General features: G+C 70.2%; 19 protein-coding genes and 1 pseudogene. 8 read left to right on the top strand and 12 right to left on the bottom strand.

Annotation, left to right across the window (positions count from 1 at the left end):
- Positions 1 to 49 precede the first annotated feature (49 nt).
- On the bottom strand, positions 50 to 736 hold the full coding sequence (locus ACFV8T_RS30620; RefSeq protein ID WP_385333927.1) for an SDR family NAD(P)-dependent oxidoreductase: 687 nt from the start codon (positions 734 to 736) through the stop codon (positions 50 to 52).
- A gap of 337 nt (positions 737 to 1,073) precedes the next feature.
- On the opposite strand from ACFV8T_RS30620, the gene ACFV8T_RS30615 reads away from it, so the two are divergent.
- From ACFV8T_RS30615 to ACFV8T_RS30600, 4 genes are all read left to right on the top strand, one after another.
- The gene (locus tag ACFV8T_RS30615) at positions 1,074 to 1,253 is read left to right on the top strand and encodes a hypothetical protein (protein ID WP_385333924.1); all 180 of its coding nucleotides are present in this window, start codon (positions 1,074 to 1,076) and stop codon (positions 1,251 to 1,253) included.
- Positions 1,254 to 1,810: 557 nt separating this feature from the next.
- Positions 1,811 to 3,112, top strand: a complete 1,302-nt coding sequence (locus tag ACFV8T_RS30610; protein WP_385333921.1) for a Dyp-type peroxidase — start codon at positions 1,811 to 1,813, stop codon at positions 3,110 to 3,112.
- Positions 3,113 to 3,197: 85 nt separating this feature from the next.
- A complete protein-coding gene (locus ACFV8T_RS30605) occupies positions 3,198 to 4,244 on the top strand; it encodes a beta-propeller fold lactonase family protein (protein ID WP_385333918.1) in 1,047 nt (348 codons plus the stop codon).
- A 90-nt stretch (positions 4,245 to 4,334) separates the two neighbouring features.
- Positions 4,335 to 5,237: an NAD(P)-dependent oxidoreductase gene (locus ACFV8T_RS30600; RefSeq protein ID WP_385333915.1), complete on the top strand. Its 903-nt coding sequence runs from the start codon at positions 4,335 to 4,337 to the stop codon at positions 5,235 to 5,237.
- 210 nt (positions 5,238 to 5,447) lie between these two features.
- Here the strand turns inward: ACFV8T_RS30600 and ACFV8T_RS30595 are convergent, their stop codons facing one another.
- Both ACFV8T_RS30595 and ACFV8T_RS30590 read right to left on the bottom strand, forming a co-directional pair.
- Positions 5,448 to 5,738, bottom strand: coding sequence for an MFS transporter (locus ACFV8T_RS30595; RefSeq protein ID WP_385333913.1), 291 nt, complete (start codon positions 5,736 to 5,738; stop codon positions 5,448 to 5,450).
- Positions 5,739 to 5,832: 94 nt separating this feature from the next.
- Positions 5,833 to 6,414: pseudogene (locus ACFV8T_RS30590) on the bottom strand (MFS transporter); the annotation flags it as partial.
- A 530-nt stretch (positions 6,415 to 6,944) separates the two neighbouring features.
- Here ACFV8T_RS30590 and ACFV8T_RS30585 point away from each other — a divergent pair.
- Entirely contained in the window at positions 6,945 to 7,916 is a 972-nt protein-coding gene (locus ACFV8T_RS30585) for an alpha/beta hydrolase (RefSeq protein ID WP_385333910.1), read from the top strand.
- Between the two features lie 120 nt (positions 7,917 to 8,036).
- Here ACFV8T_RS30585 and ACFV8T_RS30580 read toward each other — a convergent pair whose 3' ends face one another.
- The 4 genes from ACFV8T_RS30580 to ACFV8T_RS30565 form a co-directional block, all read right to left on the bottom strand.
- The gene (locus ACFV8T_RS30580) at positions 8,037 to 8,282 is read right to left on the bottom strand and encodes a hypothetical protein (RefSeq protein WP_385333907.1); all 246 of its coding nucleotides are present in this window, start codon (positions 8,280 to 8,282) and stop codon (positions 8,037 to 8,039) included.
- Between the two features lie 162 nt (positions 8,283 to 8,444).
- Positions 8,445 to 8,609: a hypothetical protein gene (locus ACFV8T_RS30575; protein ID WP_385333904.1), complete on the bottom strand. Its 165-nt coding sequence runs from the start codon at positions 8,607 to 8,609 to the stop codon at positions 8,445 to 8,447.
- Between the two features lie 79 nt (positions 8,610 to 8,688).
- Positions 8,689 to 9,030: a GNAT family N-acetyltransferase gene (locus ACFV8T_RS30570; protein ID WP_385333901.1), complete on the bottom strand. Its 342-nt coding sequence runs from the start codon at positions 9,028 to 9,030 to the stop codon at positions 8,689 to 8,691.
- Between the two features lie 22 nt (positions 9,031 to 9,052).
- Entirely contained in the window at positions 9,053 to 9,976 is a 924-nt protein-coding gene (locus tag ACFV8T_RS30565) for a pirin family protein (RefSeq protein WP_385333898.1), read from the bottom strand.
- A 91-nt stretch (positions 9,977 to 10,067) separates the two neighbouring features.
- On the opposite strand from ACFV8T_RS30565, the gene ACFV8T_RS30560 reads away from it, so the two are divergent.
- Positions 10,068 to 10,568: a carboxymuconolactone decarboxylase family protein gene (locus tag ACFV8T_RS30560; protein ID WP_385333895.1), complete on the top strand. Its 501-nt coding sequence runs from the start codon at positions 10,068 to 10,070 to the stop codon at positions 10,566 to 10,568.
- A 15-nt stretch (positions 10,569 to 10,583) separates the two neighbouring features.
- On the opposite strand, the gene ACFV8T_RS30555 is transcribed toward ACFV8T_RS30560, so the two are convergent.
- The 5 genes from ACFV8T_RS30555 to ACFV8T_RS30535 all read right to left on the bottom strand — a co-directional run bounded on the left by ACFV8T_RS30555 (position 10,584) and on the right by ACFV8T_RS30535 (position 15,382).
- The gene (locus tag ACFV8T_RS30555; RefSeq protein WP_385333893.1) at positions 10,584 to 11,315 is read right to left on the bottom strand and encodes a YoaK family protein; all 732 of its coding nucleotides are present in this window, start codon (positions 11,313 to 11,315) and stop codon (positions 10,584 to 10,586) included.
- Positions 11,296 to 11,820, bottom strand: coding sequence for a DoxX family protein (locus tag ACFV8T_RS30550; protein ID WP_385333891.1), 525 nt, complete (start codon positions 11,818 to 11,820; stop codon positions 11,296 to 11,298). The genes ACFV8T_RS30555 and ACFV8T_RS30550 overlap by 20 nt, the downstream gene beginning before the upstream one ends.
- A gap of 49 nt (positions 11,821 to 11,869) precedes the next feature.
- The gene (locus ACFV8T_RS30545; protein WP_385333888.1) at positions 11,870 to 12,532 is read right to left on the bottom strand and encodes a hydrolase; all 663 of its coding nucleotides are present in this window, start codon (positions 12,530 to 12,532) and stop codon (positions 11,870 to 11,872) included.
- Between the two features lie 57 nt (positions 12,533 to 12,589).
- A complete protein-coding gene (locus ACFV8T_RS30540; protein WP_385334149.1) occupies positions 12,590 to 14,482 on the bottom strand; it encodes an amidohydrolase in 1,893 nt (630 codons plus the stop codon).
- Between the two features lie 339 nt (positions 14,483 to 14,821).
- The gene (locus ACFV8T_RS30535; protein WP_385333885.1) at positions 14,822 to 15,382 is read right to left on the bottom strand and encodes a TetR/AcrR family transcriptional regulator; all 561 of its coding nucleotides are present in this window, start codon (positions 15,380 to 15,382) and stop codon (positions 14,822 to 14,824) included.
- 89 nt (positions 15,383 to 15,471) lie between these two features.
- Between ACFV8T_RS30535 and ACFV8T_RS30530 the strand changes: the two genes are divergently transcribed.
- Both ACFV8T_RS30530 and ACFV8T_RS30525 read left to right on the top strand, forming a co-directional pair.
- Positions 15,472 to 16,149 carry a DsbA family oxidoreductase gene (locus ACFV8T_RS30530; protein ID WP_385333883.1) on the top strand — a complete coding sequence of 226 codons (678 nt, stop codon included), beginning with the start codon at positions 15,472 to 15,474 and terminating at the stop codon, positions 16,147 to 16,149.
- A complete protein-coding gene (locus ACFV8T_RS30525) occupies positions 16,146 to 17,312 on the top strand; it encodes a hypothetical protein (RefSeq protein WP_385333880.1) in 1,167 nt (388 codons plus the stop codon). Before ACFV8T_RS30530 ends, ACFV8T_RS30525 begins: the two co-directional genes overlap by 4 nt.
- Positions 17,313 to 17,499: the final 187 nt, after the last annotated feature.

Below are 17,499 nucleotides of genomic sequence, written 5' to 3'. Positions count from 1 at the left end.
TTCGTCTGCCCCCGGCGGGAACGCGGCTCCCCGGAGTCGGCGACGGCCGTCAGGTCACGCGCAACCCGCCGTCCACGAAGAGATCCACGGCGTTGATGCCGGTGTTACGGAGGAGGAACTCGGTGGCGCCTACGACCTCCGCCGTCGTCACCAGGCGCCCGATGGGGGTGCGTGGCGCGTGGGGATGGTCCGGCACGTCGATCCACTTCGGGCTGTCTCCCACGACGCCCGGGTGGATCGCGTTGACGCGACGGGGCGCGAGCTCCACCGCCAAGGTCCGCACCAGGGCGCTGATGCCCCCGTTGGCGGTGGTCACCATGGTGGAGCCGGGATAGGGGCGTTCCTTGGCCAGGCCGCCGAAGAGCACCACGGACGCATCGAAGGTCAGCCGGTCGTGCAGAGCCCGCACCGTCTCGACGTAGGCAACCAGCTTGATGGTCACGGTCCGCACCGCGGCCGCGATGTCGAAGTCGTCGATGGAGTTGGTGCTCTGCTCGATGGCGCTGATGACCAGACAGTCGACCTCGCCCACCTCGGCGAGTGCGTCGGCGATCGTCTCCGGCCGTGCCAGGTCGAGAGCCAGCCCCTGGGCAGCGCCACCGATCTCCCTGGCCACGGCCGTGGCGCGCTCCTGGGAGCGGCTGGTGATGACGACGCTGTCGCCGCGGTCCGCGAGCCGCTGGGCCACGGCACGACCCAGCCCACTGCTTCCCCCTACAAGGACGGAGGTGGTCACGATCCAGCTCCCTACCGTGCGACGACCGACGAGTAACGGACAGAACGGGATGAACCCTACTGAAAGCTGACTGCCGTCAGTCTGTCATCGCAGCGTGGCACGTGCCGAGTGCGCGGTTTTCAGGAGGCGTCGGCATGCCCGCCTGTGTTCAGACGCCGGTGCTGTGACCTGCCCGGCCGCCACGGGGCAGGCCTTTGTCCCACAGCCTCCGGCTACGCGCACCTCCCTGGCACCCACAGCCCGAGGCTCCCTTCCCGGCGGCCTGCGCCAGTCGGTGGAGGTCGACGCCCGCCATCGGGGAAACCTGCATGCTGAGAGCTTCGAGCCACTGATCACCATGCTGGTCCGCAGTGACGACCCCTATGTGGAGCGGGACGCGGTCTTCGGGGTCAGGCGGTCGCTGGTGGTGGACTTCGTCCAGCACGATGCGGGGGAATCCGCTCCGGACAGCACCCGCATGGACGAGCCGTTCCAGACGGTGGAGCGGACCTTCGGGCCGGCTCGCAAGGAGCGGTGAAGGTGTCCCGCATCCCGCTGGTCTCCTCGAGTCATGCCCAGAGCTGCCGAGGCCACCGGCCTGATCAAGAAGGTCGCCGCAGGGGTGGCCTCATGAGACCGCTCCTGGCTCCGTGTCATGCGTAAACGCGTCGAGCGGCTTGTCCGGAACGGGGCGGCGCCCGGTCCGAGCTGCCACGTACAAGACCTGCTCCCGGAGTGCGTGCCCGTGTGTTACCCGCCCGCCGCACCGATGGTCCGTACGGTGAGTTCCTTGGCGTGTGCTCGGGCTCCCGCGCCGGTACGGGGCGTCACCGCCGCCGCGCGCTCGACGGGGCCGTGATCCCGGCGCGACGTCGCTGGGGGGGTAGGTCTGCCGAGCGGTGTCTGTTCAAGTGGCGCGGGCCTGACCGTCCCATATATTACGTTTTGCGAAACAGTTGTGTCACCGGCGGCAGTCCGGAGGCCGGTTGGGCTGCCGGGTGCGGTCGCGCGCGGTTTGAGCCGGGGCCGGTTCACGGAATCCGATGGCGGCAGCGCCGTACGGTTCGGCACCGGGCTCCTTGCCTGAGAGGAACCATGACTGACGAGACATCCGCGAGCCTGGAGGACGGGTGGAGCGGTGAAGGGTGCCCGGCGGGTGCGTTTGCCCGTCGGTCGTTTCTGCACGGCGCCGCCGCGGGCGTGGCCGGAGTGGCGGGCGGGGCAGCCTCTGGCAGCGGTGAGGCGCTCGCCGACACGATGGTCGAGAGCAAGGAGCAACCGAAATCCCGCACGGTTCCCTTTCACGGCCATCACCAGGCAGGCATCGCCACTGAGCCCCAACAGGACGCGATTTTCGCCTCGTTCGACGTGACCGCTTCCGGCCGCGCGGAGCTCACCGACCTGTTCCGCACGCTGACCGCGCGGGCCCGCTTTCTCACGGCGGGCGGCAAGCCACCGCAGGTGCCCCCGACCGCAACACCGTCGGACAACGGCATCATGGGACCCACGTTCGTGGCGGACGGTCTCACCCTCACGGTCGGAGTGGGCGCGTCCCTCTTCGACGACCGCTACGGACTGAGTAAGCGCAAGCCGGTCCAGCTCGTCACGATGACGCCCTTCCGCCACGACGACCTGGACCCCTCGCTGAGCCAGGGCGACCTGCTGATCCAGATCTGCGCCGATCACCGCGACACGACGGTGCACGCGCTGCTCGACATCCTGACCCACACCAAGTCCGCCATGAAGCTGCGCTGGCGCATTGACGGCCAGCGAAATCCGGAGCGACCCGTCGGTGTCCGGCGTGACTGGTTCGGCTTCAAGGACGGCATCTCCAACCCGAGCGTCACCGACGACGCCCAGATGAATCAGGTGGTCTGGGTCCAGCCGAAGGGCGCCGAACCGGCTTGGGCCGCGGGCGGCACGTACCACGTGGTGCGTATCGTGCACTTCTACATCGAGGCGTGGCAGAAGGTGCCCGTTGCTCAACAAGAGCGGATCTTCGGCCGCCGCAAGGCGAGTGGCGCCCCCATGTACGCCGTGGATGAGAACGTCACGGATCTCCTCGACCCCATCTACACGAACGACCCGCAAGGCCTGATCACCCCGCTGAATTCTCATATCCGCCTCGCCAATCCCCAGACTCCGCAGACCGCGGCGACCAGCACCATCCTGCGTCGCAGTTACGACTACGACCGGAGCCCCAACCCACCGGAACTCGACATGGGGCATGCGTTCGTCTGCTTCCAGCAAGAGCTGAACACCTACGTCGCCATGCAGACCCGGCTGGAGGACGAAACACTGGTGCCGTTCATCAGCCCCCGGGGCGGCGGATACTTCTTCGCACTTCCCGGAGTTCGGGACGAGAAGGACTACTACGCTCGCGGGCTTCTGACCTGATCCTTCTCTGGCTCCGGCGGGAGTCGGCGAGACGCCGTCCCGCCCGGTTTCGGACCGAACCATCGCAATGCGCACAGGAGGCGAGATGTTCTCTGCCCTGCGGACCCGAGTCGGCAACGGCCGTCGGCGCCCCGGCAGGACGCTGCGGCCGGCAGTCGCGGCGGGCATCGGGATCCTGTTGATCTCCTGTACGCCCGCCGCCCCGGTCCGCAAGGACTCCGACGTGCCGGTCGCGCCCGTCCACCCCGGTGACGGTGGCCGCGTGTATGTCACGAACCAGCAGGACGACACGATCTCGGTGATCGACGCCAGTACCTACAAGGTCATCGCGACCGCACCGGCCGGCGTGGCGCCCGAAGGCGTCGCGGTCGCCAAGGACGGCAAGCACGTGTACATCGCCAACAGCGGCTCGGACCGGGTCTCGGTACTCGACACCAGGAACAACAAGATCGTCGCAACCGTGCCGGTGGGAAAGAGCCCCACCGGTGTCGGCCTCAGCCCCGATGGAGCCTTCCTCTACGTCACCAACGGCGGTTCGGACAACGTCTCGTTGATCGACACCCGCACCGACCGGGTGGCCTCGACCATCCCGGTCGGCAAGTCTCCGGTGAACGTGGCGTTCAGCCCTGACGGTGGTTCGGCCTACGTGGCGAATTCCGGGTCCGGCAGCCTGTCGGTCATCAACGCCCGCACGCGCCGGGTCGACCGGGACCTTCCCGCAGGGCGCTCTCCGGTGGGCGTCGCCATCACACCGGACGGCAAGTCGGCCTACGTCGCCGACGAGGTGGCAGCGCACGTCCTCGCCGTCGAAACCCGTACCGGAAAGGTGACCACCGTGTCCGTCGGCGAGGGCCCCTTCGACGTGGCGGTCGAGCCCGGCGGACGCTTCGCCTACTCCGCCGACCTCGGTCCGGGCAACGTGTCCGTGATCGACACCAGGAGCCACCGTGTGTCTTCGACCATTGCCCTGGGCCCTCCCGGCACCGACCCGTTCAACCTGGAGGTCACCGACGAGGCGATCTACGTCACGAACCAGGGAGCGGGCACCCTCAAGGTCATCGACCCGAATTCCCACAAGGCCGTCGCGACCGTCACTCTCGGTGCCAGCCCCTACGGCGTGGCGGTGGGCTGACCGTGCGGCGTACCGCCGGACCGTGAGTCCGCGTCGAAGACGCCGGCGCCTGCGACCTGGATACCCGGGGACGCGGGGTGCCGGCGGAACATGGACAAATGGACAAGGAGAACAGAGAAGGGGTCTTCCATGTCTCACGCTTCCACCGTCGCTGTTCTGGGAGCAGGCGCACTCGGCGCCGCGATGGCGATGCGCCTCGGAGATACCGGCCACGACGTACGGCTCTGGAACCGCACGGAGGAGAGGGCCCGTACGGTGGCGGAGCACGCTGCCGGGGTCACGGCAGTGAGGACGGTGGGTGATGCGGTTTCCGGCGCGTCCGTCGTCATCACCGTGCTCCGTGACGGCGATGCGGTCGCGGAAGTCATGTCGGATGCCCTCGGGCGGCTCGAAAGCGATGCCGTCTGGGTGCAGGCGAGCACGGTAGGGCCGCGGCACGCAGGCCTGCTGGCCGGTCTCGCCCGTGATCACGGTGTGGCGTACCTCGACGCACCGGTCTCGGGAAGTACCGCGCCCGCTCGGCAGGGCAAACTCGTCTGGCTGGCAGCCGGTCCCGAGGGCGTCCTGGAGCGGGCACGTCCCCTGCTCGACGATCTCGGCTCGTCCGTGCTCCACGTCGGAACAGGGGTCGAGGGCAGCGCCGTCAAGCTCGTGGTCAACGCGTGGATGGCTGCCTCGACGGTCGCCATGAGCGATGTCCTCGCGCTGTGCGACGCGCTCGGCGTCGATCACACGACGTTCGTCCGGGTGCTTGAGGCCGGCCCGCTCGCCATGCCGTACGAATTGCAGAAGGTAGGCGTCATGGACGATGCCTCGTACACGCCCGGATTCGCGGTGCGACTCGCCCTGAAGGACATCGAGCTGGCCGCGGCGGCCGCCACCCCCACCCCTCTGCTCCAGGCCGTCCGGGACCGCCTCGAAGCGACCGCCGCAGCCGGCCACGACAACGACGACCTCGCCGCCGTCGACTACTTGAGGAACCCGCCGTCGTAGTTCTCAGGTGCTCCGCGATCGGAGGATCAGTGACGATGTCACCCGGCCGGGCTTCCCGGCGCGGGGCGCAATGGACAACCGGTTCTTGTGAGCCGGTTTACCGGTGTGCTGTGGGCATCGCGCGCACCGCGCACCGTGCACCGCGCTCGATGTGATCCGCCACGGTGCCGGGCGCGCTGTTGTCTGTCCCGCTCGGGGAGTACGGAGGTCTCAGGCGTCGGAGTCCGGGGTGCCGGTGGCCGCCTGATGCGGTACCGCAGGTCCGGACGTGGTGTCGAAGGCATGGGTCACCTCGGGGAGGGTCCCGGGCGTGAGCAGTTCACGAGCCCTCTCCTCGTGGCGGCGGTCGGTGGCCGTCAGCCGGACGTGATGCTGGGCGAGGTGTTCCGACCAGGAGGAGACCAGATAGGTCTCGACGAAGCGTTCCGGGTCGTTGCCGTCCTGGTAGAGGCCCCAGGTGAGGGCTCCCGTTCGGCGTCTGGACCGGGCCACGTGGTGCATGCGGTCCGTGAACTCGGCCCGGTTGTCCCGGCAGCCGTTCGTTTCCCGCGTCGGGGGTGGCCGTCGGCGGACGCCGCCACACCAGGAGGACGGCCGCGATGCCCAGGTACGAGGCCGCGTTGAAGGCGAAGACCCAGCCCGCGCCCGCCGCCGCGACCACCGCCCCGCCGAGCGCCGGACCCATGGCGCGGGCCAGGTTCATGTTCACCGCGCCGAGCGCCGTCGCCTGACCGAGCCGTCGGCGCTCCACCAGCTCCGGCTGGATCGCCTGCCAGGCCGGGCCCATCAGTGCCGTACCGCACCCCAGCAGGAAGGTGAGGACGAGCAGCAGCGTCGGCGACAGCGCGTCCGTGAACGCCAGCGCGGCCAAGGCACCGGACACCGCGAGCATCGCGGACTGCGCGACCAGCACCACCGAGCGTCGGTCGAAGCGGTCGGCGATCACCCCGGAGGGCAGGGCCGGCAGCACGACGGGCAGGCTGGAGGCGGTCTGCACGAGCGTCACCAGTGCCGCGCCGTCCCCGACCAGCAGCCACTGGGCGCCCACCGTCTGCATCCAGCTGCCGATGTTGGAGACCAACTGGGCGATCCACAGCGCCCGGAAGACACGTGCCGCGAGCGGTGCCCACGGGAAGTCGGTCCCTGCGGGTGCTGGTGACGACGGTGTGCTCTTCATGCGTGTCCAGACCGGGTGCGGGGCGGGCATGGTCGGGAGTGACCGTAGGGCCCGACGGCGGCAGGTCTTGACCCGGAACGCACAGGATGCGGCCCAGGAGCGCGGTGACTCCGTTCGGGGGCCTTGCGCGCACGGCCGGGGAGGAGGACTGAGGAGGACGAACCGGATCTCGATGGTTCCCGGTCGGGAAAGGCCCCTGGAGGCCGGCTTCTCGAAGGCGGCGAGATCCCGGCGGACGGCGTCGTGTGTCCTGCCGGCGCACTGGAACACCTGGAGCATTGCTCACAGCGCACGGGATGCGCGACCGGCAAGTGCGTCACGGGATCGCCGTTCCGGCGGCCGCCCGCCCCGCCGTCCGACCGCCGAGACGCTGTCGTGCGCTGTGGGGACATCAGAGGTGCGCCTGCGGACAACCACCGCGCGCGCAGGGGATCTACCGTGCCGAGAAGCGGCGCCGGAGTGCCCGGCACGACGAACCGGATCGGTTCCCGGAAACGACCGCCGTACCCGAAGAGTTCCAGGAGATGCGCATGTCTGATGTCTTTGCCCCGGTCGAACCGGTGCTGGAACCCGCGGCAGCCGAGTTCGCCAAGGCGACCGCCAACCCGCCCTACCTCTTCGACCTGCCGCCGGCGGAGGGTCGTGAGGCGGTCGACGAGGTGCAGTCCGGCGAGATCGACAAGCCGCTGATCGACGAGGAATGGATCACCGTCTCCGGCGGCCCGACGGGCAGTGTCCGCGCCCGCATCGTCAAGCCCGCCGGTGCCGAGGGCACCCTGCCGGTGATCCTCTACATCCACGGCGCGGGCTGGGTCTTCGGTAACGCTCGCACCCACGACCGCCTCGTGCGTGAACTCGCCGTCGGCGCGAACGCCGCGGTCGTGTTCCCCGAGTACGACCTGTCGCCCGAGGCGCGCTACCCGGTCGCGATCGAACAGAACTTCGCCGTCGCCCGGTGGATTGTGGAGCAGGGAGCCGGCAAGAACCTCGACGGCTCGCGGCTGGCGGTGGCAGGCGACTCGGTCGGCGGCAACATGACGGCCGCGCTGACGCTGATGGCCAAGGAGCGCGGCGGCGTCCGGCTGGTCCAGCAGGTGCTGTTCTACCCGGTCACGGACGCGAACTTCGACACCCCGTCGTACCACCAGTTCGCCACCGGGTACTTCCTGCGTCGCGACGGCATGCAGTGGTTCTGGGACCAGTACACGACCGACGAGGCCGAGCGCGCCCGGATCACCGCGTCCCCGCTGCGCGCCACCACCGAGCAGCTCCGCGGTCTGCCGCCGGCCCTCGTCATCACCGGCGAGGCCGATGTGCTGCGCGACGAGGGCGAGGCCTATGCCAACAAGCTCCGCGAGGCGGGCATATCCGTCACCGCCGTCCGGTTCCAGGGCATCATCCACGACTTCGTGATGCTCAACGCGCTGCGCGGCACCCACGCCGCGGAGGCCGCCATCACCCTGGCCGTCCGCACACTGCACGCGGCCCTGCACGCAGCCTGAGTCCCGGGAGACGACGGGGACACGACCGGGCCACGCGCACGGTCGTACTCGCCTCCGGCCCGGGAGAGTGGCAGGCCCCGCACTGTGTGCGAGCCGGCGAGGAACCTCTGGCTCGATGTGCTACGGGGTGAGCCAGTTGCGCAGGAGTCTGCTCACGAGGGGCATCGCCACGTACGTCTTCAGCGCATTGAAGACGCAGGCGACGATCGCGCTGCTGAGCAGGAGCGGGACAGCCCTCAGGTGTGGGACGAGGAAGAGGCTGCCGAGCACGGAGATCGGGTAGATCGCCAGGGGCGCGCTGATCGCCGTCTTCCACGGGGGCGGTGCGGGTCGTGTCGAGCCCGGCTCGGCGAACCAGGCCTCCATGCCGGTCAGTTCGCGTCGGGCGACCTCGGTGTGGTGGTGTCCCCGGCTGCCGGCGGACCAGGCCGCCCGCTCGGGCGACTCCGGCCAGGCCCGGCAGGCCTCCTCGTCCCGGAAGCGGTGGACGAGGAGCCAGGGGGCGTCGCCGCCGGAGGGGCGGAAGAGTCAGTGTCCCAGGTGGCGGCGGAAGGCGGCCGCGCTGTCGAGGATGCCTTTCGCCCACACCTCGAAGGCGGCTTCGTAACCGGGCTCCACCCGGCGGGCCATCAGAAGGGTCACCTCGCCGGTGTCGGCGGGGAGAGTGGCGTGCTCAAGGCTGACCGCAGTCACACCTACTCCTCATGATCACGCCGCGCCCGTCCACACTTTACGCCTTGCTCGATCGGCCCGAGCTGTTTGTCCGGTGGCGTCAGCGTCCCAGTTGGGCGTCGAGCCATGTGAGGACCTCGGGGCTCACGGGGTCGGTGATTTCCGCGAACTCCTGGTGCTTCTTGAGGAACTTGGCCACGTACGGGCAGACGGGGACGACCCGCATCCCCGAGGCGCGGACGTCGATCAGGGCCTGTTCGACGAGGATCGCGGCGAGTCCCTGGCCGGCGTGGGCGTCGTCGATCTCGGTGTGGAAGAAGACCCGCCGGTCGTCGAGGTCGCGGTAGGCGGTCAGGCCGGCGCGCTTGTCGTCGACGAGGATCTCGTAGCGGTGGCGGGCGTCGACGCGTCGGACGAGGGGGGTGGTGGTCGGCTCGTTCATGACGGTCCTTTCGGTGGGGGGTTCAGTGGTGGGAGGGGTTCTTGCGGGGTGCGATGACGGCGTTCGGCAGGGCGGGGGCGGGCAGCCGGTCGCCGGGGTAGCCGTCGACGCTGCCGAATCGGTCGGAGGCCCGCTCCCATTCCTCCCGCGCCTCGACGATGTCCTGGTGGCTGCGGCCGATGAAGTTCCACCACATGACGATCGCCTCGTCGAACGGCGTGCCGCCGAGCAGGACCGCCCGTGCGCGTTGGTCGGAGGCGTTGGTGAGGGTGAGTGTCGTGCGCCCCGTGGCCACGCAGCCGAGTTCGGCGGGGTGGAGGACCGTGCCGGCGAGGTGGACGTCGCCTTCGTCGACGAGCAGGCCGTGTTCGAAGGCCGGGTCGACGTCGAGGGTGACGGTGGCGCCGGGGGCGAGGAGGAGTTCGGCGCCGAGGAGCGGGGTGAAGGTGCGGACGGGGGAGGTCTCGCCGGCCAGCGTGCCGAGGAAGACCCTGAGTTCGGCGCCGTCGACGCGGAGCGGCTCAGGGGCGTGGTGCTGGAAGTCGCGAGGGGCGTGGCGGTGTTCTTCGGGGAGGGCCAGCCAGAGCTGGACGCCGTGCAGGACGGTGGTGTCGGGTGTGGAGACCTCTGTGTGGCTGATGCCGTGTCCGCCGGTCATGAGGTTGATCTCTCCGGGCCGTACGAAGGCGTGGGTGCCCAGGCTGTCGCGGTGCTCGATCTCGCCGGTGAAGAGCCAGCTCACGGTCTGCAGTCCGGTGTGCGGGTGAGGGGCGACGTCCATGCCGCCGGATTCGGCGACCAGGTCGGGGCCGTAGTGGTCGGCGAAGCACCAGGCCCCGATGAGTGTCCGGGCCCGCTGGGGCAGCGTGCGGCGTACGGTCATGGCGCGCGGGCCACCCAGCGGGACGTCCCGGGCCGTGAGGACCTCGACCTCTGTGTCACCCATCTCCAGACCCCTCCAATTAGTTCTGATTTCAACAATTGTGGAGGATGGTAGTCGTGACGACAACGCCCGGCAACAGACGAAGGAGCACAGGGTGAGCGAGACGGTACAGGTCACGGCAGCCCTCCGGTCCACCGGACGGATCCACCTCGACAAGCAGAGCCCCACCGCGTACCAGGCACTGGTGAAGACGGCCGACGCCGTCCGCACCACCGCCGCCGATGCGGGTCTCGACCGGATCCTGGTCGAGCTGGTCAACCTCCGTGTCTCCCAGCTCAACGGCTGCGCCTACTGCCTCGACGTGCACACCCGGGCCGCGCTGCGGGCCGGTGAGACTACCCGGCGCCTCGGCGTGCTCGCCGCCTGGCGCGACACCGAACTCTTCACCGCCCGCGAGTGCGCCGCCCTCGCTCTGGCCGAGGCCACCACCCACCCCGCCGACGCCCTCGCCCAGGAGCGGGCGTACGCCGAGGCCCACGAGGTGCTGAGCGACGACGAGCTGTCCGCGGTGATCTGGGTGGTCATCACCATCAACGCCTTCAACCGGGTCTCGATCCTGAGCAGGCACCCGGTACGGGAGACCCCCTCCCGCTGAAGCGCATGACCCGGCTCACGGCGCGGCGGCCCACCCCGCATCCGGGACCGAGAGTCGCCACAGAACCGCCGCGCCCGTGGCGAGCAGTGCCAGCGCCACCGCCAGGACGAGGGAGATCCCGATCTTCAGGAGTACGGCTCCGGCGAGGGCGCTGAGGAACATCGCCAGCACGGACAGGATCCGTCGGCCGGGTCTGGGCGCCGCGCCGCCGGCCGGGCCGGAGTCGGCGGCGAGCCCGGTGAGAGTGAGGGTGAGCACGGTCGTCGTCAGGTCGGGGACGCCGAGCCGCCGGGCGACCGCGTTCTGCAGCCCCATCGCGAGGCCGAGGAGCACGATCAGGGTGTACTGGACGGTGGTCCCCACTGTGTCGTGCCCCGCGACGGTCGTGCCGAGCGCCCCGGCGAACAGCACCGTCTGCACGGCCATGGCCGAGGCGAGCAACCGGCCTCGGTGCATGGCGAACCGGACGCCGAAGCGGCCGCCGGCCAGCGCGCCGGTGAGAAAGGCGGCCAGGGAGACGACGGAGGCGAGTGCGGACAGGCCATCGGCTCCCGCCAGGGCGAAGCCGAGGAACACCACGTTGCCCGTCATGTTGGCGACGAAAACATGTCCGAGCCCCAGAAAGCTCACCGCGTCCACCAGACCGGTCACCACTGTGAGGGCCAGCATCAGCGGCGGCAGCGGGCCGTGCCGGTCCCCCTTCGGGGGGACCAGCGTGCGGGCCGCGTCAACCAGCAGCGTGCGCATCCCGGGATGCTCCTTCCGCGACGGAGGGGTGGTGCAGCAGTGCGCGCGTCAGCAGCCCGCTGACGGGACCGAGGACGAGGGCGGCGGCGGAGACCCACACGGGCCACGGGGCCAGCCCGAGCGCGTGGTCCGCCGACCAGCGGCCGGGGCCGGTGAGCGCGAGCACCCCGGCCACGACGACGAGGAAGAACGGGTACTCGTACCCGTCGTGCTGCACCCACAGCCCATTGCGCCACTTGACGGTCGTGGCCACCGTCATCACTCCCGCGGCGGCCATCGCCGCCGCGGGAGTGAGCAGCCCCGCCGTCAGGAACAGGCCGGCGCCGACCTGGCCGCCGCCCGCCGCGAGCGCGGTGAGCCGGCCGCCGCGGAACCCGTCCCGCCGGAACTCCTCGGTTCCCCCGGCCAGGCCCTCGCCGCCCAGCCGGAAACTGACTTTCTGCACTCCGTGCCCGGCGACGAGGAGCCCCGCCACCAGCCGGAGGACCAACAGTCCGGTGTCCATCACGTTCCTGCCTGTTCCCGTCTTCTCCGTCCCTGCCCGTCCCGGGTTCTCAGCCGGCCGCGTGGGTGCCGATCATGGCCTGGGCGTAGACCACCCCGAGGCCGTAGGCACCGGCGTGCCCCTTGACGACGTCGGTGGTGGCGACGTACGTCTCGGTGCGCGCCCAGTCGCGCTGGAGCTCCAGGAGCACCTGGACCCAGGTCACCGGTATCGCACCGCCCTGGATCATGCGCTGCACGGCGTGCTCGTGCGCCTGTGGGCTGACGCCGCCGGACGCGTCGGTCACCACGTACACCTCGTAACCCTGGGCGATGGCGGACAGCGTGGGGAGGACCACACAGACCTCGGTCCACAGGCCGGCGATCACGAGCTTCTTGCGTCCGGTCGCCTTCACCGCCTCGACGAAGGCCTCGTCCTCCCAGGCGTTCATCGAGGTGCGGTCGATGATCTTCTGGTCGGGGAAGACGTCGGCGAGCTGCGGCAGGATCGGGCCGGAGAAGGACTCGGCCGCCACGGTGCTCAGCACGACCGGTACGTCGAAGACCCGGGCGGCCTTTGCCAGGCCGACGGTGGAGTTGATGACCGCGGTGCGGTCGCCGCTGCCGGTGCCGAAGAACATCTGCGGCTGGTGGTCCACGAAGAGGACGGCGCAGTTGTCGGGGGTGAGCAGGTCGGGGCTGGGGGCCGCGGTGACCTGGGCGATGTCGACCATGGGAGTACTGCCTTTCGTCGGTGGACACAGTGGATACACAGGTGAATCGGGGTGGCTTCAGAGGGAGACACAGGGGTCGAGAAACCCGTCCCCGTACGCGTCCCCGCCCTGAGGTGCGAGGCCCCGGCGGACCCGCCACCGCAGGTGCTCGCCGGCCTCCCCGACGGCCTCGCCGATCAACTCGGCCTGGCGGACGCCGCCGAGGTGCGCGGTGTCGGCGGACCGGTAGCCACCGAAGTGCGCGACCGGGCTCCAGGCGGGGGTAACGGGGGGCAGTTCCTCGTCGAGGCCCTCGTACTCGCCGGCGGCGTACACGATGCGGCCGCCCACGACCGTGAGCAGGGACTCGATGTGAGGGATCACGGGTTCCGGCACGGTCAAGCAGTCCTCGGAGAGGACCGCGAAGTCGCCCAGGTATCCCGGGCGCAGGACGCCCTTGACGTCCTGTTCGCCGGTGAGTTCGGCGCCCGCCGTGGTGAACATCGCGAGCGCGGTCCGCCGGTCGACCCGGTTGCACGGCGGGCGGACGAGGACGTCGCCGACGGTGCGGCCGGAGACCAGCCAGTGGAGGGCGACCCAGGGGTTGTACGTGGAGACGCGGGTGGCGTCGGTGCCGGCACCGACGGTCAGGCCGCGCTCCAGCATGGCCCGGATCGGCGGAGCGGCGGCGGCAGCGCCGATGCCGTAGCGGCGGGCGAAGGCCTCGCCCTGGAACGACAGCCGGTTCTGCACCGACAGGGCGCCGCCGAGCGCGGCGATCCGGTCCAGGCTGTCCTCGGTGACGGTCTCGGCGTGGTCGAAGAGCCAGCGGTTGCCGGACGGGAACAGGCCTTCGGCGGCGAGCCGTTCGAAAACGGCGAGGTCCCTGCGGATGGTCTCGTCGTAGGTGGCGTGCAGCCGGAAGCCCCAGCCGTTCTCCATGAGGAGCCGCACGGCCTTCTCGAATTCCGCCTCGTAGCCGGAGGCGAGTTCGGGGCGGGGCTGGGCGAAGTTCTCGAAGTCCGCCGCGGCCCAGGTCAGATTCTCTCCCGCGCCGTTGAGCCGCAGCCACTCGTCGCCGTCCTCGGGGCGGGCCGTCTCGACCCAGCGGGTGAGGTCGGCGATCTCCTGGCCCGCGGTCTGCGGGAAGAGGTGGTAGGCGATGCGCAGCGACAGCTGTCCCGCCTTCGCGAGGTCGACGACCGTGGCGTAGTTGTCGGGGAAGTTCTGGAAACCGCCGGCCGCGTCGATGGCCGAGGTGAGCCCGAAGCGGTTGAGTTCCCTGAGGAAGTGGCGGGTGGAGGCCTTCTTGTCCTCGCCGTCGAGGACCGGGGCCTTGGCGAGGGTCGAGTAGAGGATCAGGGCGCTGGGTGCGGCGAGCAGCATGCCGGTCGGCTCTCCGCCCCGGCCGCGTACGATCTGGCCGCCCCGGGGTTCGGGGGTGTCCCGGGTGAAGCCGGCGGCCCTGAGCGCCGCCCGGTTGAGCACCGCCGACTGGTACAGGTGCAGCACGAACACCGGAGTGTCGGGGGCGGCGGCGTTGAGTTCGGCGACGGTCGGCAGCCGCCGTTCCGCGAACTGCTCGGCCGACCATCCGCCCACCACACGCACCCACTGCCCCTTGGGCGTACGGGCGGCCTGCTCGCGCAGCAGCGACAGGCCCTCGCGGAGACTCGGCACGCCGTCCCAGCGCAGCTCCAGGACATAGTTGAGGCCGCCGCGAATGACATGGAGATGGGAGTCGTTGAGTCCGGGCACCATTCGGCGCCCGAGCGCGTCGACGACTCGGGTCGCGGGGCCGACATGGCCGGCCATGTCGTGGTCGTCGCCGACGGCGAGGACACGGCCGTCGCGGACGGCGATCGCCTGGGCCGCGGGGCGGGACGGGTCTCCCGTGTGGATCTTCGCGTTGCGGACGACGAGGTCCGCCGCGTTCTCGGTGGCGCGGGGCACCAGCCCCCCGACCGGCATCGTGGACACCTTCCGCAAACCTCCTGCGACGTGGACGAACGGCTCTCGGTCCGCTTCGTCGTCACGCTAAGTCGGTTCACGGCGCCCGGTTTTCCCGAGAGCGCACCGGCATCGTTCCGACAGTGCACTCAGGGCGTCGCGTGCTCCAAGGAGCATCGCGGTGCGGGCGCGGGCAAGTCCCCGAGACCCTCGCGGCCCAGTACCGCAAAGGTCTTCTGGGTGACGGTGGGTCGGCTTCCGGTGGTGCGTGGCCTCGTCGTCCGTAGTGGCTGGTGCGGGTCCCCTTCCGCCGGGGCAGATGCCCGCACTCAGCGCGTCGGCGACTGATCCGGCCCTGCTTCAGGCGGGTGCCAGCAGACGCGACGCCGCCTTCCGGGCCAGGCCGGCGGCGGCAGTGTCGCCGAGGCTGACACGGGCGCAGGCCGCTCCGTCGGCGAGCATGAGCACGGTGGCCGCGGTCGCCTCGGGATCGGTCTCCTCCGCTTCCTCGGCGAGTGCTCCCAGGTAGTGGAGGATTTCGCGTTTGTGGTCGCGGATGGCGACCCGCACGGGGTGATCGGGGTCGGGGTATTCGGCGGCGACGTTCACCAGATCACTGCCGCGGTAGGCGGGGTCGGCGAACTCCTCGGCCAGCAGGTCGAAGATCGCAAGGAGCCGGTCCTGGGGCGTCCGCGCGGCCGCGGCACTCGCGCGCAGGCGCGCGCACCACGCGTTGTTGCGTCGGCGCAGAACAGCGGCGACGAGTTCGTCCTTGGAGCGGAAGTGCTGGTACAGGGTCGATTTGGCCACCCCGGAGGCGCGCCAGATCTCATTGATACCCACGGCGCGCACGCCGCAGCGGGTGAAGAGGTCGGCCGCAGCCGTGACGATCCTGCCGCGAGTGGTCTCAGAAGCGGTCATCGGCACCTCCGGTGAAGGGCGGGAATGGGCAAGGCCCCACCGCCGTTGTCATCGAACAGACTAGTCGGTTCGATTGGGAGGCTCTACCCATGATCGACCTTGATGTGTTCAGCGATCTGATCTGCCCCTGGTGCTACATCGGCGGGCGCCGGCTGCAACGGGCCGTCGACATCGTGACGGAACGCACCGGTCAGGAGTTCCGCATCCGCCACCACGCCTTCGAGCTCAACCCGGCGATGCCGACGGCCGGTGTGGACCGGCGTACCTATCGCAGTGAGAAGTTCGGCAGCTGGGAGCGTTCGCAGCGGCTGGATGCCGGCACGGTGCCGGCCGGCCGGGACGAGGGCATCGTCTTCGATTACGAGGCGATCACCAGGACACCGAACACCCGGGCCGGACACCGGCTGATCGCGCTGGCCGAGCAGAGCGATCAGTCGAGTGCGGCCATGGCCGACCGCCTGCTCGTGGCCTACTTCTCCGAGGGGCAGGACATCGGCGATGTGGACGTGCTGGCCCGGATCGGTAAGGAGATGGGGCTCGGCGACGGTGTGGCCACACGGCTGACGGACCCTGCGCTGGAGACGGCCGTGGCGAAGGACGAACAACTGGCCGAGTACATCGGCCTTCGCGGAGTGCCGCTGCTGATCATCGGCGACAAGGCGGTCAACGGCGCCGTCGGCACCGACACGCTCGTGGAGATCCTTCAGCGTCATGCCACCCAGGTGCCGGACGGCGCCGTGTGTGAGAACGGAGTGTGCTCGCTGTGACCACCGTGCCGGACATCGAGTCAGTGGGCGTCGTCGGCGGTTCGCTGGGGGGCCTGTTCCAGGCGGTCGCGCTCACCGAGCTGGGACTGGACGTCACCGTCTGGGAGCGGTCCTCCGGCCGCCCCGACGACCGCGGGGCGGGGATCGTGCTCCAGCCGAGCGTTGCCTGGTTCCTCAGCATGTTCTGCGGCGTCGACCCCGACCGGATCAGCGTGCCCGTCACGCACCGGCAGTTCTTCAGCCGGGACGGGCGTAGCCATCACACGCTCATGCGGCAACAGATGATCTCCTGGGGTGCGCTCTACACATCCCTGCGGGACCGCCTCGACCCCGCGCGCTACCACGACGGGAAACCAGTGACGGCACTCGCACCCAGGCCCGACGGCGTAGACGTCCACCTCGGTGACACCGTCCACTCCGTGGACCTCGCAATCATCGCCGACGGCTCCGCCTCCCGCCATCGCGGGCTCGTCACACCCGACAGTGCTCCCCGTTACGCCGGGTATGTCGCCTACCGGGGCGTCATCGGCGAGGCCGACCTCTCCGAGGACTTGAGCGCAGTCTTCCGCGACCGTTTCAGCTTCTACGACGGGGACCGCACCCAGTTCCTGTGCTACTTCATCCCGGGCGACTTCGGCACGACCACGCCGGGAAAGCGCCGGATGAACTGGGTGTGGTACGTACGGGCCGACGCGGCCGGCCTGGACCGCATCACCACCGACCGGAACGGCACCGCCCACGGACTCTCCCTGCCCCCGGGGCTGATGGCCCCGGGGGTGCACGACGAGCTCCTGGACCGTACGCGGAAGTTGCTTCCCGAGCCCATGCGTGAGCTCGTGGAGCACACCAGGGAGCCGTTCGCGCAGGCGATCCTCGACGGGCGGGTCACCCGGATGCGCAACGACCGGATGCTGCTGACCGGCGACGCGGCCTTTGTCGTCCGGCCGCACACCGCGGCCAGCGCGGAGAAGGCGGCCGCCGACGCCATCACCCTCTTCACCGCCCTGCAGCAGGTTCCGTCCCTCGACGGCGCCCTGCGGGCGTGGGAGAAGAGCCGGCTCGCTGAAGGAACGGCCCTCTACCAGCACGGCGTCGGCCTCGGACACCGGCTCGGCCTGGGCGGCCCCGCCACGCCCGCCGCCGCTGCTGGACCAACCGGCTGACGGCCGGGTACCGCAGGACACAGACACGGTCCAGTTGGGCGAGGGACGGCGGCCCGGAGAACTCGACCTCCGCGAGCCTGCACAGCGCGTACACGATCGCTTCCGTCCACGCTCCGTCCGCTCCCGTGTCCCGCAGAGCCCCGTTCCTCGCCAGGGCGCAACAGCCGTGGCAGTAGAAGAGCCCCTG

This window comes from Streptomyces sp. NPDC059832 (genome assembly GCF_042731715.1).
Classification (GTDB): domain Bacteria; phylum Actinomycetota; class Actinomycetes; order Streptomycetales; family Streptomycetaceae; genus Streptomyces.
This window is presented reverse-complemented; position numbering and strand designations above follow the sequence as displayed.

Bases quoted from the DNA above. Each gene is read 5' to 3' on its own strand.
- ACFV8T_RS30615 (WP_385333924.1), top strand. From the start codon at position 1,074: ATGCTGGTCCGCAGTGACGACCCCTATGTGGAGCGGGACGCGGTCTTC.
- ACFV8T_RS30610 (WP_385333921.1), top strand. From the start codon at position 1,811: ATGACTGACGAGACATCCGCGAGCCTGGAGGACGGGTGGAGCGGTGAA.
- ACFV8T_RS30605 (WP_385333918.1), top strand. From the start codon at position 3,198: ATGTTCTCTGCCCTGCGGACCCGAGTCGGCAACGGCCGTCGGCGCCCC.
- ACFV8T_RS30600 (WP_385333915.1), top strand. From the start codon at position 4,335: ATGGACAAATGGACAAGGAGAACAGAGAAGGGGTCTTCCATGTCTCAC.
- ACFV8T_RS30595 (WP_385333913.1), bottom strand. From the start codon at position 5,738: ATGCACCACGTGGCCCGGTCCAGACGCCGAACGGGAGCCCTCACCTGG.
- ACFV8T_RS30585 (WP_385333910.1), top strand. From the start codon at position 6,945: ATGTCTGATGTCTTTGCCCCGGTCGAACCGGTGCTGGAACCCGCGGCA.
- ACFV8T_RS30580 (WP_385333907.1), bottom strand. From the start codon at position 8,282: ATGGAGGCCTGGTTCGCCGAGCCGGGCTCGACACGACCCGCACCGCCC.
- ACFV8T_RS30570 (WP_385333901.1), bottom strand. From the start codon at position 9,030: ATGAACGAGCCGACCACCACCCCCCTCGTCCGACGCGTCGACGCCCGC.
- ACFV8T_RS30565 (WP_385333898.1), bottom strand. From the start codon at position 9,976: ATGGGTGACACAGAGGTCGAGGTCCTCACGGCCCGGGACGTCCCGCTG.
- ACFV8T_RS30555 (WP_385333893.1), bottom strand. From the start codon at position 11,315: ATGCGCACGCTGCTGGTTGACGCGGCCCGCACGCTGGTCCCCCCGAAG.
- ACFV8T_RS30550 (WP_385333891.1), bottom strand. From the start codon at position 11,820: ATGGACACCGGACTGTTGGTCCTCCGGCTGGTGGCGGGGCTCCTCGTC.
- ACFV8T_RS30545 (WP_385333888.1), bottom strand. From the start codon at position 12,532: ATGGTCGACATCGCCCAGGTCACCGCGGCCCCCAGCCCCGACCTGCTC.
- ACFV8T_RS30540 (WP_385334149.1), bottom strand. From the start codon at position 14,482: ATGCCGGTCGGGGGGCTGGTGCCCCGCGCCACCGAGAACGCGGCGGAC.
- ACFV8T_RS30535 (WP_385333885.1), bottom strand. From the start codon at position 15,382: ATGACCGCTTCTGAGACCACTCGCGGCAGGATCGTCACGGCTGCGGCC.
- ACFV8T_RS30530 (WP_385333883.1), top strand. From the start codon at position 15,472: ATGATCGACCTTGATGTGTTCAGCGATCTGATCTGCCCCTGGTGCTAC.